The following is a 15506-nucleotide window of genomic DNA, read 5'->3' on the forward strand; positions in this document are numbered from 1 at the left end:
AATTTTGTTGTTCGCAATTAAATTTGCCATGATGTAAAGAGGGACACCGCCGCCGCGGTGTCCCTCTTGTCGTAACGTTCAGTTTTCACGCAAGAAACGCGGCGTGTTACCGCTCGCGGCGCCGGCGGCCGAGCATGACCCCGGTGCCGGTCAGACCGAGCAGCAGCATCCCCAGCGCCTGCAGCAGCAGGTTGCGCTGGTCGCCGGTTTGCGGCAGCGTCTTCGCCGTCGCCGCGGTTGTTGCCGCGTGACCACCGGTGATCGGCAGCCGAGTCCGCGCAGTCGTGCCAGTTTCGGCGTGGTTGCCCTTGCCGTCGCTGCCCGTCTGTGTGGTCGGCTTAGCGGTCGGGGTCATCGGATTGGTTGGGTCGGTCGGCTCAGTCGTGGTGTGGGTGCGGTAAACCAGTGTGATGGTCTGCCCAGCCTTCGTCAACTTCCCGGTCAGCGCGGCGGAACCGTCGCCGAGGCCGACGTAATCGTAGTCCTTGATGCTTGGGGCCGTCACGCCGTAGCCGTTGCCAACGTAACCGGACTTCACCGTTGCGGTTTGAATCTCGTTCCCCTTCTCATCAACGTAGCGAATCGTCAGGGCACCAGCTTCAACTGGAGTCCCGGTCTGGATTTCCTTGTGCTTGTAGACCAACGTGATGGTCTGCGCAGACTTCGTGAACTTACCGGTCAGCGCCGCGGAACCGTCGCCGAGGCCAACGTAATCGTAGCCCCTGATGGTCGAGGCCGTCACGCCGTAGCCGTTGCCGATGTAACCGGACTTCACCGTGTCGGTCTGGATCTGGTTACCCTTTTCGTCGACATAGCGAATCGTCAGGTCGCCGGCTTCAACTGGCGTAACGGTCTGGATTTCCTTGTGCTTGTAGACCAACGTGATGGTCTGCGCGGAGTTCGTGAACTTCCCGGTCAGCGCGGCGGAGCCGTCGCCGAGGCCGACGTAATCGTAGTCCCTGATGGTCGAAGCCGTCACGCCGTAGCCGTTGCCAACGTAACCGGACTTCACCGTGTCGGTCTGGATCTGGTTACCTTTTTCGTCGACGTAGCGAATCGTCAGGTTGCCGGCTTCAACCGGGGTCGAAGTCTGGATTTCCTTGTGCTTGTAGACCAAGGTGATGGTCTGCGCGGACTTCGCGAACTTACCGGTCAAGGCGGCGGAGCCGTCGCCGAGGCCAACGTAATCGTAGTCCTTGATGGTCGAAGCGGTCACACCGTAGCCGTTGCCGACGTAACCGGACTTCACCGTGTCGACCTGGATCTGGTTACCTTTTTCGTCGACGTAGCGAATCGTCAGGTTGCCGGCTTCAACCGGGGTCGAAGTCTGAGTTTCCTTGTGCTTGTAGACCAAGGTGATGGTCTGCGCGGTCGCAGTGAACCGACCCTTCAGTGGTGCCGAACCGTCACCGAGCTCAACGTAATCGTAGTCCTTGATGGTCGGAGCCGTCACGCCGTAGCCGTTGCCAACGTAACCGGACTTCACTGTGTCGGTCTTGATCTGGTTACCCTTTTCGTCGACGTAGCGAATCGTCAGGGCGCCGGCTTCGACTGGCGTAGAGGTTTGGATTTCCTTGTGCTTGTACACCAAGGTGATCGTCTGAGCGGTCGCGGTGAACCGACCCTTCAGTGCCGCGGAACCGTCACCCAGCCCGACATAGTCGTAGTCCTTGATTGCAGGCGCCACGACCTCGTAGCCGTTCCCGATGTAACCGGACTTCACTGTGTCGGTCTGGATCTGGTTACCTTTTTCGTCGACGTAGCGAATCGTCAGGGCGCCGGCTTCGACTGGCGTAGAGGTTTGGGTCTCCTTGTGCTTGTAGACCAACGTGATCGTCTGAGCCGTCGCAGTGAACTGACCCTTCAGTGGTGCCGAACCGTCACCGAGCCCTACGTAATCGTAGTCCTTGATCGCAGGCGCCACAACCTCGTAGCCGTTCCCAACGTAACCGGACTTCACCGTGTCGGTCTTAATCTTGTTACCCTTTTCGTCGACGTAGCGAATCGTCAGGGCGCCGGCTTCAACTGGCGTCCCGGTTTGGATTTCTTTGTGCTTGTAAACCAGCGTGATGGTCTGTGCGGTCGCAGTAAATGTACCCTTCAGCGGTGCCGAGCTGTCACCAAGTCCCACGTAATCGTAGTCCTTAATCGCAGGCGCCACGACCTCGTAGCCGTTCCCAACGTAACCGGACTTCACCGTGTCGGCCTGGATCTGGTTACCTTTTTCGTCGACGTAGCGAATCGTCAGGTCTCCGGCTTCAACCGGCGTCCCGGTCTGGACTTCCTTGTGCTTGTAAACGAGCGTGATAGTCTGCGCGGTCGCGGTAAATGTCCCCTTCAGCGCCGCCGAACCGTCACCCAGCCCAACATAGTCGTAGTCCTTAATCGCAGGTGCCGCGGCCTCGTAGCCGTTTCCGACGTAACCGGACTTCACCATTGCGGACTTAATCTCGTTACCCTTTTCGTCAACGTAGCGAATCGTTAGGTCACCGGCCGCAACTGGGGTCGGCACCTTGTGCTCGTCGCGGGTGTAAGTCAGCGTGACCACCTGCGGCTCCTGAGTGTAGCTACCGGTAATCTGGCTACCTTCCTTGCCCGGGCCGGCGTAGTGGTAGCCCTTGATGCCGGGAATGGTCACGGCAAAATTGTGGCCGAGGTCGCCGGTCATCGTGGTGCTTGGCTGCAGCTCATCCCCGTTGGCGTCGACGTAACGCACGGTCAGGCTGCCGGATTCCGAGGCGTAGACAAAAACAATGGTCTGCGGCTGCGCCGTGAACGTGCCGGCCTGCGGAGCAGAGTCCTTGCCCAGGCCGACGTAATCGTACCCCGCAATCGGCAGCGCCATCTTGTAGTAGCCGTCGCCGACGTGCTGCGTGATGACCTGATCGTCTTGAATCTTGTGACCCTGGCCGTCGACGTAGCGCACGGTCAGCGTCGCCTGCTTGGCGTAGACCAGGGTGACCGTCTGCCCGGCGGCGTACTTCCCGGTCAGCGCGGCGGAGCCATCACCCAGGCCCACGTAGTCGTAGCCTGCAATGATCGGGGCCTTGACGGTGTAATCCTCGCCAATCACGCCGGCCTGGGTGGTCGGCGCCTGAATTTCATTGCCTTCCTTGTCGACGTACCGCACGGCCAGAGTGGTCTTCGGCCGACGGAACACCAGCGTGACGCTCTGCTCGGCGGCCGTGTACGGGCCGCTGACCGCGGCGGAGCCGTCCTTCAGCCCCACGTAATCGTAGCCGGCAAGCGTCGCCGTTGCGGTGTAGGTGTCGCCGACAAAACCGGTCAGCGTTTTATCCGGCGCCAGGGTTTGCCCGGCCTCATCGACGTAGTGCACGGTGGTGGTGGCCGGCCGGCCGTAGTTCAACACGACCTGGTTGGCGTCGCCGGCCGCGATGCTGACAAACTGGGGCGCACGCAGCGCAAAGCCATCAACCGCCGGCACGGCGTAGGCGCTGGTCACGGGGAACCCGCTCGGCGTGGTCGTCGGCGCCGTGGTGCCTTCAGGGTAAAACGCGACCTGGTTGCCGGCGATCGCCTTGATGCCGGTCTGGTTCGGGCCGCTGACGCCGGTCGGCAGCCCCTTGGCGCTGATGGCAAGGGTCGCCTCCGACGGCGTGTAGGTGTAGCGGTTGAAGGTTGCGCTGTACGCCGCGTGGGAGGCAGCGGTGGCCGCACTCACGCCGAGGGTGTAACCCTTGCCGACCTGCGCGTCCGTGATCGGCACGTCCCAGCTTGTCATCGGCGCACCGTTGGCGTCCGTTGTTGCGACGTGCAGCATCCGTGTGGCCGCGTCGTAGGACATGTCGTAGGTGAAGGTCAGGCTGCCGGCGGTTTTGCCGATATCCAGTCCCAAGTCGGTCAGCCCATCCAGCGGGGCGTTGGCGCCGGTCGAGCGGTAGGCGAACCAGTGGTCAGCGTGACCACCGTCCAGCTGCCCACTCGCGTTGGTCGAGAGGTTGAAGCTCAGTGTCTGTGCCGACGCGGTGGGATCGCTGGTCAGCCCCAGATTGAAGCCGGTTTGGGCCGTTTTTAGGACCTCGGCCTGGCTGAGCGGCTCAAAAAACAGCGCGGAGCCGTCGCCACCGAGCCACGAACGCATCGTCGCCGGATCCCAGGCCACGTTCATGGTGAGGTTCAGCGAAAAGTCGGTGGTGAAGTCGATCTGCTGGTTGGCCATCATCATCACCATGCCGCTGCTGTACGGCAGCTGGCCCGGCTTGTACTCGTCTTCCAGCCCGTTGGTCAGCTGCACGTTGGTCCCGTCAAACGTCTTCGGCATCCCGGCGATGTCCCGCACGTCGAAGTAGTTGGCGATGTTGGCGTCCGAGATGGCGGTCACGCCGCTGCCGGTGTTGGTCGGATCGACCGAGGCGTTCCCGTTGCGGTCCTTGGTGGTCACCACCGGCGCCACCGTGGTGGCCGTGGTGGTGCCGGTGGTCGGCGCGCCCTGCGCGGTTTGCGCCGCCGCGGTGGCGGACTGGGCGGTACCGGACTGGACGGCGTCGGTCTGGTTGGCCTCGGACTGGACGGTACCGGCCGCCGCACCGGTTGGCTGGGCCGGCGTCGGCAGCGCCGAGCTGCTCAGCGCAATCGGCGTCGTCAGAACCGATGAGGTGGTGGCCTCAGTGGCACCGACACACGTAGCCGGCGACGCCGCGACCAACGCGACACCTCCGGCTACCATGACCGTGGCGCAGGCAACCCACAGTTTGCCTGCCTTATATAATTTCACACGACGAATTCCTTGACGCATCGATTAACCCTCCGTTTTCACGGCTGGCAATCGGACCCATGCTGATGCCGTCAACCGGCGTTTCCCCTGCCCGGCCGACGTGCTTACACGCTCCAATTATACCAACAAATCTTCGGAAAACAAAATACGCCTCGGCAGTCAAAAAGGCCGACCCGATGCCGGGTCGACCGATTGATTGTACTGGCGACTTCACAAGAAGGCAGTTCGCACAACGCGGCGAGACGGTGCCCCTGATACCGCTGCCCGCGCGATGACTGACGGTAACTACGCCTAGCGCGAGGCGGACCTGAAGTAGCCTCGCCGCATCGCATCATTTCCCGGGAAATAAAAATGGTTCCACCGCCTCCAGATCGAAGCGGTGGAACCATTTTTCATTGGCAACGCGGTAGGGGCACCGCGCTCAAATTCAGTGTTGCGACCCGTCACCGGGCCGCCGTTGCATTCCGAGGTGCGGGGCGGCCGAGAGAGGGCGACCGCCCCGCGGTGTCACTAGTGCTGGCGCTTGTAGAGCCGATCGAGGCCGAAGAAGCCCGCGATGGCGGCAATCACTGCCAGCCCTGCGGCGACCAGGCCCTGTGCACGCTGCGTTCCGGTCTGCGGCAGGTCACCGGATTGCTTGGCGGCCTTGGCGGTTGCCGACGTGCCGGTCTCGGTGGTTGCGGCCGCCTTGCCGGTGTTGTCGCCGGACTTGGTGGTTGCAGCCGCCTTGCCGGTCTGCTCGGTGGCGCCGGCCGTTGCGGCCTGATCGTCGCCGGTCGTTGCGGCTGGCTCGGTCGTGTCGCTGGTGCCGGTAGCGTCGCCGGTTTCGGTGGTATCAGCGGTTTCAGTGGTGTCGCTGTTTTCGGTGGTGTCATCGGTTTCGGTGGTCTTGCCGGCGGCCTCAGCCAGGGCCGCCTTCTTCGCGGCACTGACCTTTTCACCCAGCGCCTTCAGGTTAGTGACCTGGGCGTAGGCGGCCTGGTAAGCCGTGGCGTAAGCGGCGGATTGAGCGCTCAGGTCGGCCTGCGCCTTGCCGGTGGCCGCGTCGGCGAAGCCGGCGGCGCGGCCGGCCTTGGCGTCGGCCGCCTTGGTTGCGGCGTTGGCTGCGGCGGCGGCCTTTGCCTTCACCGCGGCTGCCTTCAGGTACTGACCGAAGTCGTAGGCCTTTTTGGCTAGCGTGTAAGCGCCGGTGTAGGCGGCCTGGTAGGCGTCACTCTGCGCCGTCACGTCGGCCGCGGCAACGCCCTTGGCGCCGTCTGCGAACCCGGCCTTTTGACCGGCGGCGGCGTCTTCGGCGGCCGTGGCTGCCGTCACGTCCGGATCGGTGGTGGTCGCCTGAGCGACCAGGTCGTACCCGGTGGCGTATCCGGCTTGGTAGCCGGCGCTTTGCGCCGTCACGTCGGCCTTGGCGCCGTCGCCGGCGTCCTGGAAGCCGGCGAGCTCACCGGCGGCAAAATCGGCCTGGTAGGTCGCCAGCGCCTCGGCGTAGGCGGCATCGTAGCCATCGCGGTAAGCCTGCGACTGGTCGGTGTTGTCGGCCGCGTCACCGGCCGCCGCACCATCCTTGGTGCCGGCGGCGGCCCCAGCTGCCTTTTGCTCGGCCAGCGCATCCACGTCGGCCTGAGCCCCAGCCTGGTAACCGGCCTCGTAGCCGGCCACGTAAGCCGCGGTTTCACCGTCGTCGGTGCCGGCCGGCTCACCGGCGGCGTAATCCGCCGCCCCGGCGGCCTGGCCCAGCGCAAAGTCGGCATCGTAAGCCGCCTTGGCCTTGGCGTAAGCCGCAGCGTAAGCCTTCTGGTAGGCTTCCGACTGCGCGGTCAGGTCCGCACTCGGTTCACCGGCTGCCCCGGCAGCCTGACCGGCCGTTTCACCGGCCGCGGCGTCGTCAAGCGCCTGACGGGCAGCGGCAAAGCTCCCCGTCTTCTTCTCAGCGGCGTAGGCCGCGTCGTAAGCCTCGCGGTAAGCCGCGCTTGCAGTGCTCGGGTTGGACGCATACGCACCGGCCTTGGCGTCGGCGGTGCCGGCTGCTTCGCCGGCCGCGGCGTCCTTGACGGCGGCGTAGCTTTGCGCATACAGGTAGGCGTAGGCACTGTTTTCAGGCAGCGTCTGCTCCTTCCCGGCCTCGGCGTCGGCCTTACCGGCCGCCGCCGCATCCGCAGCACCTTGGGCAGCGCTAGCGTACATGCTCTCGTAGATCGCGGCCTTGTCACCGACGTCGCTGCTGTGATCGCCGAGCCCCAGCGCCAGGTCGGCCTGAAGCACTTGGCTGACCTTGCTTGGATCCAGGCTGCCGGCGGCCTTGGCGGCTGCGACGTAGGCGTCGCGCATTCCCAGCCAGTAGGCGTAGGTCTTGGTTGCGTCCTTGAAAATCGCGTTGCGCAGCTGCTCGCCACCGCCTACCAGCGCCTCACCGGCTTTTTGACCGGCCTCGTACTCGGCGGTGTAGGCCGCATTCCCGTCATTGAAGCCCGTGTTGTAGGTGCGAATGTAGGCATCGGCGCTTGCGGTCAGGTTTCGAGCCCCGTTGCCGCTGTAGCCATCGGCAAAGCCGTCGTTGTAGCCGCTTTGCTCAACGTAATCCTTCTCGGTCGCCTTGCGCAGCACGGCGTAAAGCGCCGTGTCGGTGGTCGGCAGGTAGTGGTTAATGTCCACAACCTTGCCGTAGCCGTCCTCCCAGTGGTCCAGGACGTAGCCGTTATCGGCCACGACACCAGGCACCAGGGAAGCCGTCAGCTGCTCGTCGGCCGCGATAGTCCGACCCACCGGCTGATCCTTGCCGGTCGCACCGGCCAGCTGGCCGTGGTACGTGCCGTCTGCATCCGCCGCCACGTAGAAGTTCAGGGCGAGGTCATGCGCCTCGGCCTCCTTCAGCGTGAGGGTCGTCTCGAGGTTCAGGAAAAACGAGATGTTCGGGGTCAGCCCCGGCATGTGCAGCGCCATGTACTGGTAGGTCAGCGTGGTCGGCACCCCGCTGCCCTGGTACTCGGCCACGCCGCGGTCATCGAGCAACCAGTTGTTGTCGCTGATGCGGTAGTACGACGAGTCGCTGTTGCCGGTCAGGGCGGCCAGATCCACGTACCAGTGACCGTTGACCTTGTACATGCCGGCGTCGACGGTTTGGCCGTAGCCAGTCAGCTCCGGCCCGGCGCCGCCCTTGATCGCCGTGGCCAGTGCCAAAGACGAGTTGACGTCGTAGTGGGTCAGGTGGTTGTTATCGGTTGCGACCACCATCAGCTTTGGTGATTGGCTGAAGTCGACGCTGGTCAGCTGGTTGTCGTTGAGCGTCGCCACCTGCAGCTCCGGGTCGTTGCTCAGGTTGATTGTGGTCAGCTGGTTGCCGTCTAGGTCAGCCTCGGCCAGCTCGGGCCGGTTGGACAGGTCCCAGTCACCGCTCAACTGGTTGTTGGAGGCGTTCAGAATCACCAGGTTCGGCGCGTTAAGCTCCAGCTCGCTCAACTGGTTGTCGAACACATCCAGCTCCATCAGCTTGGTCAGCTTACCGGTCGCCAGCTCGCTCAGCTGGTTTTCCGCCACGTCCAACAGCTGCAGGTTGGTCAGGTTTGCGACGTCCAGGCTGGTGATCTGGTTCTTGCGCAGGTCAAGCTGCTTCAGGTTCGGCTGGCCGGACAGGTCCAGCGCCTTGAGCTTCGAGTCGGAGGAGCGCAGCGTGGTCAGCTTGCCGCTGTCGCTCAGCTGCAGGTCGGACGTGTTGGTCTCCATCAACGTCAGGCTCTCGAGGTTCGGAGCAGCGGAAAAGTCGAGCTTGCCGTCGTTGCCGAGCGTGACGTCGTTGAGGTACAGGGACTCAAGGTCGTGCAGGGCCGCGTAATTGAAGCTGGTCAAGTTCGAAAAATTGAACAGTCCCAGCGTCTTCAACTTGCTGTTGGCTGGCAGCACAAGCTGCTTGAGCCACTGGTTGTCGACCGACTTGGTGCCGCCGTCCTCATCTGCAACCCTAGTACCGCCGATGAGCGACAACGTATCAAGATCCGGCACCGCGGACAGGTCCAAGGTGTCGGTCTGACTGTCCGTTTGGTTAATCACCTTGAGGGCGGTCAGGCCGTTGTCCTTCAGGGCACTCAGGAGCGGGGCCTGGTCGTAGTTGATGACCAAGGCGACCACCGAGGTTGCCGGCTGAAGGCCCTTCAGCGAGTCCAGCGGCATCCCGCTGACGTCCACGGTGTCCAGCTTGGTGAACACCTCCAGGCCGGTCAGGTCGTGAACATTGCCCTCCAAGGCGTAACTCGCGTGTTGCAGCGTCTGCCACTGCAGCATCGTCGGCGTCAGCGACTTGCCGTCCCAGTTGGCCGTTTCGGCGTTGGGTAGGCTGTCCATCTGAACGGCCGCGTTGGCGCAGCTGATCAGCAAGGCGCGAAGCCCGGCATCCGGAAAATGCGCCTCATCGATCGGCACGTTCTGGGTCGCCGGCACCGTCTCGGTACTGGTATCCGCATGAACAGCGGTGTCCGGCGTGGTGGCGACGACCGCACCCACGGTCAACGCCCCCAGCACGGCCGCGCTGTAAAGCAGTCGTTTGGAATTACTTTTCTTCATTCTTAGTCCCCCATTTGCGTAGCATCGCCCAGGCGCTGGCCAAGGCCACCGTGAGGCCGACAATGGTCATGCTGAGCAGCAGCTGTTCGCCGGTTTGTGGCAGCAGGCCCCGCAGCCCGGTTTTGCCCGTCGTGGCGGTGCTTGCGGTCTTGCCGGTGGCGCTGTTGCGGCTCCAGCTGGCGGCCTGCTTGCCGGCTTGGTTGCCGGCCTGCATGTTCCAGCCGTTGGCCTGCTTGATCTTGCTGCCGGTCATCGGTTCCGCTTTGCCCCAGTTGGCCGCGGTCTTGCTCGTGCCCTTGTGCGGCTTGGTCGCATCGCTGTCGCTTGGTTCCGTGGTGTCACTGTCACCCGTTGCCGGGGTTGTGGCGTCACTAGGCTTGGTGGTGTCACTGTCGCCCGTTACCGGGGTCGTCGCGTCATCGTCCGGTTCGGTGGTGTCACTGTCGCCCGTTTTCGGGGTCGTCGCGTCATCGTCCGGTTCGGTAGTGGCGTTGTCGCCCGTTTTCGGGGTCGTCGTGTCATCGTCCGGTTCGGTGGTGTCACTGTCGCCCGTTTTCGGGGTCGTCGTGTCATCGTCCGGTTCGGTGGTGGCGTTGTCGTCAGTGTCGGTCGGCAGCGTCACCGTCACGGTTTTGGCCGCGCTGATGTTGCCGGCGTCGTCTGCGACCCGCACCTCGAAGGTGGTGTCTTCGCTGACATTCAGCGGCTTGTCGTACTGCTGCCAGGTCTTGCCGCCATCGGTGCTGTACTGCAGGTGCGTGATGGCTGCCAGGTCATCGGTCAGCTTGCGATCGTAACCCAAGGTCAGGGTGATGGCCCCGTCTGCGTAATCGCTCAGGGTCGCGGTCGGCGTGGCCGCAATCATCCGGACAACGTTGGTCACACTGTAGGTCGTCACCGCGGATTCGTTGCCGTACTTGTCGACCGCCTTGAACTGAACGTCGCCGTTCACGCCCTTGACGACGCCGTTGCTGTAGTCGGTCCAGGTCTTACCGTCGTCCAGGCTGAAGCGAATCTTCTCGCCCTTGGCCTGCGTGGCGGTGACCAGTACCGGCTTGTTGCCAAGCTCAGTGCTTGAGGCCTTGGCAACCGGTGCAGCCGGCGCCTCAGTCGCGTGGTGAATCAGGATGGTTTTGCGCGTCGCATTGCCCATGTTATCGTACAGGGTCAGCCGCACGGTGCGCTCCGCCAGGCCGCTCAGGTCAATGTCTTGGCTGAACTTGTAGTCCTTGTTGTCGCTGAACTGGGCCAAAACGGTACCATCGTAATCGGACCGGTAAGCCTCGTCCGAATCGATGTACAGCTGGTAGCCGGTCAGGTCATCGCCTGCGGTGCCGGCCAAGGTCCAGGTGTCCTTGTTGGTCCAGACCTCCAGATCGACGTCGTCTTTTTGGGAAACCTGCCAGGTGTCCTCATCCGCCATGGTGATCTTCGGGAACACCGTGTCCATCTCGAAGCCGAAGCTCCCGGTGACGGTTTCGCCGGTGGACTTGTTGAAGTACGAGTAGCCCACCACGCGCGAGTCGGACGGGTTCACGTGCAGGTCGTAGGAGAAGCGGCCGTTGCCGTTGCCGTCGTCGGTGATTGTCGGCTGGTTGGCCGGGTCGTCTGGATCCGTGCTGTTGCCAAAGATCCGCAGATCCTCGATGTAATTGGTGGCAATGCTGCCGGTCACCTTGTAGATGCCGGTATCGGCGTCGTAACCCTTTTGGGCCGCGCGAGAGGCGGTGAGCAGGACCACACCGTCGGTCGTCACGTTGTCGAAGGTGATGGTGGCGCCGCCGAGTTGGTGAACCAGAATGGCGTCGGTCGAGCCGCTAATCTTTTCACCGTCGGCGTTCTTCTCGTAGGCGGCCGCGGTGAACAGGTCATCGCCCGGGTAGCCCATGGCCACGCCGGTCAGCTTGGCGAAGCGTTCCTCATCGGACAGATCGCCGTAGTCCATTTTCGCCATCTCATCGAAGTCCGGCAGCATCGAGAAGGTGCCGCTGAAAGTCCGCTTGGTGTTGTCGTACTTCCACTCGATTGTCGCGCTGCCGCCTTGGGACGCTAGGATGGCCGGGAAAAAGGCTCCCGCCACGCCGGTGGTGTCCCCGTCGCCGTCCAGGTGACCGGACAGGTGGATGAACTGCTCGGCATTTTCGATCATGTAAACCGGCATCCCGGAGTACGTGGTCCAGCTGCCGCCGGATTTGTCGAAGGTGGCCAAAGGCAGCACCGTGAAGCCGAAGTTCATCTTCTTGATGATGCGCTGGTTGTCGGCGTCAAGCGCAAAGACCAGCTGAGTGGTGCCGGACAAAAGCTTGATGTGCGCCACGAAGTTGCCGTCCTCATCGACCTTGACCGGCTGACCGTTCAGGTAGAAATCGCGGTCAAAGTTGCCGTAGAAGGTGTAGGTACCGGACTTTTCGTCGTAGTAAGGCGTTGAGGTGCTGGTTTCGATTTCATCGGCGTAGGCGTTGTACATCACCGGAGTGGCGCCGAGCTCACTGGCCGAGGCGGCCTTGGCGTAGCTCACCTTGGCCGTGCCTTCGTTGCCGGCGTTGTCGTCGATGTAAAGCGTCAGCTCGTTTTTGCCCGTCTGGAAGTGCTGGGCGAACTCGCTGGAAAGCGTGATGTCAAAGGACTTGTCCTTCAGCAGCGCGGTGGCCTTGCTGTTGCCGTCGACGTAATCCTGAAGCGACACGGTGCTGTCCAGGTGGTAGGTCGAGGCCACGCGCTGGCCGCCGTTCAGGTCAACCTGCAGGGCGGTGAAGTTGCTGAGCCCACTGGTCGCGTCGGTCAGGCGGCCCGTCAGGTGGTAGCCGTCGCTCTTTTTCTCCACCTTGAGGTCCTGGAACTTCGGTGCGACGCTGTCGACCTTCACCGGCAGCTTGATGGTCTCGGAGGTTGAATCCTGGCCGTCAACCGTCGCGTCCAGGCGGTAGTAGTACTGGCCGTCCGGAACCAGCTCGTCTTGTCCGGTGACGCCGTTGTAAATCGTGCCATCAAAGGCGGCAAGCGCCGGATCCTTGGTCACCTGGTACCACCACTCGCTACCGTCATCCGCAACGAAGTGTCGAATACCGGCGTACTCGGTGTTCAGCTTGCGAATCTGCTTGCCATCGGCGTCTTCAATCGAGGCCACGAGGGTCTTGACGTTGCGGTTGGTCATCACGATGGCCTCGGCGTTGTCCTTGAAGTCGTCCCCGTTCGGCGAAATCGCCGACTTGTTGCGGTCGATGAAGTCGACGTAGCGCGGCAGGCTGCTTTCGTCTTCGGTGGCGTTGGCCAAGGAGCTGTAATCGTCCGAGCTCAGGTCAAGCCCCAGCACGTTGTTGTTGGTGTCTTGCAGGAAGTTGTAGCCGAACTTGGAATCCGCATCGCCGCCCAGACCGTCAAAGACGCTGTGGCCGTCGATGTGCCCCCAGTCGCCGTAAAAGGCGAGGTAAGGCATCACAAGGCTTGGGGCGTCTTCGCTTTGGCTGGTGAAGCCGACGAACCCTTCGGCGAACTGGCTGGTGGCAAAATCATCCGGCAGGCTCAAGGTCAGCGTGACGGTGGTTTCGGTGCCCGGGGCCACGGTGATCGCGTTCTGGTCGGCCGTGATGCTGGCACCGTCAATCTTGGTGTCGTAGTTGATGCTTTGGTCGTCCAGTGCCTTGGTGTACACCCCGTTGTAGTCGTTGAACTGGTAGGTCGCCGCCGACGTGCCGTGGTTGGTCAAGGTGACGTCAAAGCTTTGCTTGCGCGAGTCAATCGACTTCAGCGACGCGGCGCCCTGGCCGTTGTAGTCCAAGGTCACCGTGTTTTGGATGGCGGAGGCGATGCGAACCTCGCCGGCACCTTGCAGGCGTGGCGAGTACGGGGCGTTGTCGTGCTTGGCGTCGGTCATCGGAATGGCGGTGTTTTGAAGCGACAGCTTGACGGCGTTGACCAAGTCAAGCTTGGTCAGGTCGGTGTTGCCCTTCATCGCTTGCAGCACCAAGGCGGCGCTGCCGGCGACCATCGGTGTCGCCATCGAGGTCCCGCTCATCTCCTGGTACTGGTTGTCGTTCATCAAAGACCAGATGCGGCCGCCCGGTGCCGTCACGTCCGGCTTGGCACTCAAGTCGGTGTTGTAACCCCAGGTCGAGAAGGTCGACATCGTGTTGGCCGAGGCACTCGCCACGTTGGCCCCCTTGATGGCGCTGAAGGAGAAGGTCCCTGTCGGGTTGGCCTTGGCCGCAGCCAGGACTTTGGCGGCCGCCGGCTGATTGAAGAACAGCGTCGGGATGGCCGAGCCGTCCGTGATGGTGGCGCGGATGTCGTCATCCGCGTTGTTCAAAATGATGATGCCCACCGCGCCGGCGTCCTCGGCGTTTTGCATTTTCTCGGTGAAGTTGTTGATCCCGCGGGAGACCACGGCGATCTTGCCGGTCACGTCGACACCTTCAAAGTCGCTGGCAAAGCCGCGACCAGGCATCCCGTCGGCCACCGGATCGATGGCGGTACCTTCGGCATCCTTCGTGGTCTTGTCCGGCAGTAGCACCAGCTGGCCGGCCGGGAACACGCCTTGAAGTGCCTTGGTTACACTGTCGCTGCCCTGAATGCTCAGGCCGGCTTCCACGGTCTTGCCATCCACCAGCATGTCGGCGGTGGCGCCGTTGTGCGTCGAGTTTTCGCTGGAGGCCACGGTGATCGCGTTGGCCGCGCTGGCCGGCGAGGACATCAGCCCGGTGTCCGGGCTGGTGTCGGTCGACATATTCTGCGACGCGCCTTGGCCCAGCCAATCGGCGACCCCGTCGTTCCCGGCGGCGATCACCGGCACGACGCCGGCTTCCGCGGCGCGGTTGACCGCGTCGACCTCGGCGTTGGCCGTGGTCGCGGTGTCATCGGACGAGCCCAAAGACATGTTGATCACGTCCGCACCGAGCTTGACGGCGTCCTCAATGGCCTGAATCGTCATGTCGGTGGTCGGGCCGTCCTGGCCGTCATTGGCGAAAATCTTCAGGTTCAGCAGCTGGGCCTCCGGTGCGACCCCCTGAATGCTGGTCACGCCGTCCGGGTCCTCCCCGTTGGCGCCGATGATACCGGCCACGTGCATCCCGTGGTCGACGCCGTCGTCGGCCACCAGGTCGGTGTCGTTGCCGTTGCCGTAGTTATGTGCGAAAGGCACCTTGGCGCTTTCGTAGGTCCCGTAGCCCAATTCCTTGCTGTACTTGACGGAATCGGCCTTGCTGATTTTGGCCTTGGATTCGTCGCTCAGGCGCAGGTCCTTGTGGTTGGCGTCGATCCCAGAATCGATGACCGCCACCACCATCCCCGTACCATCCACGCCGTAGTTGGCCCAGGCCGTCGATGCCTCAACGGTGTCGTTGGCCGTGGCGTCTTGTTGCGCCACCACGTCGGCAACCTGAACGGCCTTAACGCCCTTGATGGCCTGAATCTTGGCGATGTCTTGAACCTTGGCATCGATGGAAAACCCGTTCAGCAGGTAGCCGAACTCCTGGGCCACCTTGTGCCCGGTCAGCTTCTCAACCTTGGTCTGCACGGTGTCTTGCTTAGCCAGCACGCGGTTTTCCGCCTTGTCGGCCTTCTTGAAGCTCTGCCGCTCGTTGTCGTTGGCCGCCAAGGCGCCTTCGCCCGTCAGCTCAACAATCACGCGGACGGTCTTCTTCTCGGTCGCTTCCAAAGACAGCTTCTTTGGATTGGCCCCCTTGGCCTTCAGCTGCGCGGCAATCCGCGTCAGGCTGTCCTTCTTCAGCACACTGGCCGTCGCCTCATCCGCGGCGTGGAGCTTTTTGGTCGCGGCCTTGGTGTCCTTGGTCGTGGCCGTCTTTTGCGTTGTCGCCTGAGTCGTCTCCTGTGCCGGTACCGTCTTGGCTGCGGAAACAACCGCTGGCGCGTCAAGCGCCAGGTTTGCCGCACCGCCCAACAGCAGCGTGGAGCACAAAAAGATGCCGGTCAGGCGGTTGAGGGTCGTGCTATTCGTCTTATTCAACCCCTAATCCTCTCTAATCTTGGGTCTGCTCGCACAGATCCCATGTAATGCGACTGCGAATCAGTCGCGCAATAATTGCGGTTGCGCGAGGCGCCACGGCCCTACCCGTGGCGCCTCACCACACTGTTCTGACACACTCACCCACCTTTGGAATGGCTGCATAAGCCGGAAGTATGACCGGATTATACGATGAGAGAACAATGAGTTCAACCGGGAAAAATTAACGAATAACGCCCCGCGATGCGAATGTGTTGC

3 protein-coding genes are annotated in these 15506 nt (G+C 62.8%); all 3 read right to left on the reverse strand.

Annotated features, from left to right (window positions below; genetic code table 11):
* Positions 1–106 precede the first annotated feature (106 nt).
* The 3 genes from LE416_RS12290 to LE416_RS12300 all read right to left on the reverse strand — a co-directional run bounded on the left by LE416_RS12290 (position 107) and on the right by LE416_RS12300 (position 15251).
* Positions 107–4756 carry a MucBP domain-containing protein gene (locus tag LE416_RS12290; RefSeq protein WP_225049274.1) on the reverse strand — a complete coding sequence of 1550 codons (4650 nt, stop codon included), beginning with the start codon at positions 4754–4756 and terminating at the stop codon, positions 107–109.
* 489 nt (positions 4757–5245) lie between these two features.
* Positions 5246–9289 (reverse strand): leucine-rich repeat domain-containing protein, encoded by a 4044-nt coding sequence (locus LE416_RS12295; protein WP_225049275.1) that lies wholly within the window; start codon positions 9287–9289, stop codon positions 5246–5248.
* Positions 9276–15251, reverse strand: coding sequence for a S8 family serine peptidase (locus LE416_RS12300; protein ID WP_225049276.1), 5976 nt, complete (start codon positions 15249–15251; stop codon positions 9276–9278). Before LE416_RS12300 ends, LE416_RS12295 begins: the two co-directional genes overlap by 14 nt.
* Positions 15252–15506 lie beyond the last annotated feature (255 nt).

The sequence above is a fragment of the Lacticaseibacillus kribbianus genome (assembly GCF_020180945.1).
GTDB classification, from domain to species: domain Bacteria; phylum Bacillota; class Bacilli; order Lactobacillales; family Lactobacillaceae; genus Lacticaseibacillus; species Lacticaseibacillus kribbianus.

What these genes read in the sequence shown, in the direction of transcription:
- LE416_RS12295 (WP_225049275.1), bottom strand. Translation starts at nt 9,289, where the DNA reads ATGAAGAAAAGTAATTCCAAACGACTGCTTTACAGCGCGGCCGTGCTG.
- LE416_RS12290 (WP_225049274.1), bottom strand. Translation starts at nt 4,756, where the DNA reads ATGCGTCAAGGAATTCGTCGTGTGAAATTATATAAGGCAGGCAAACTG.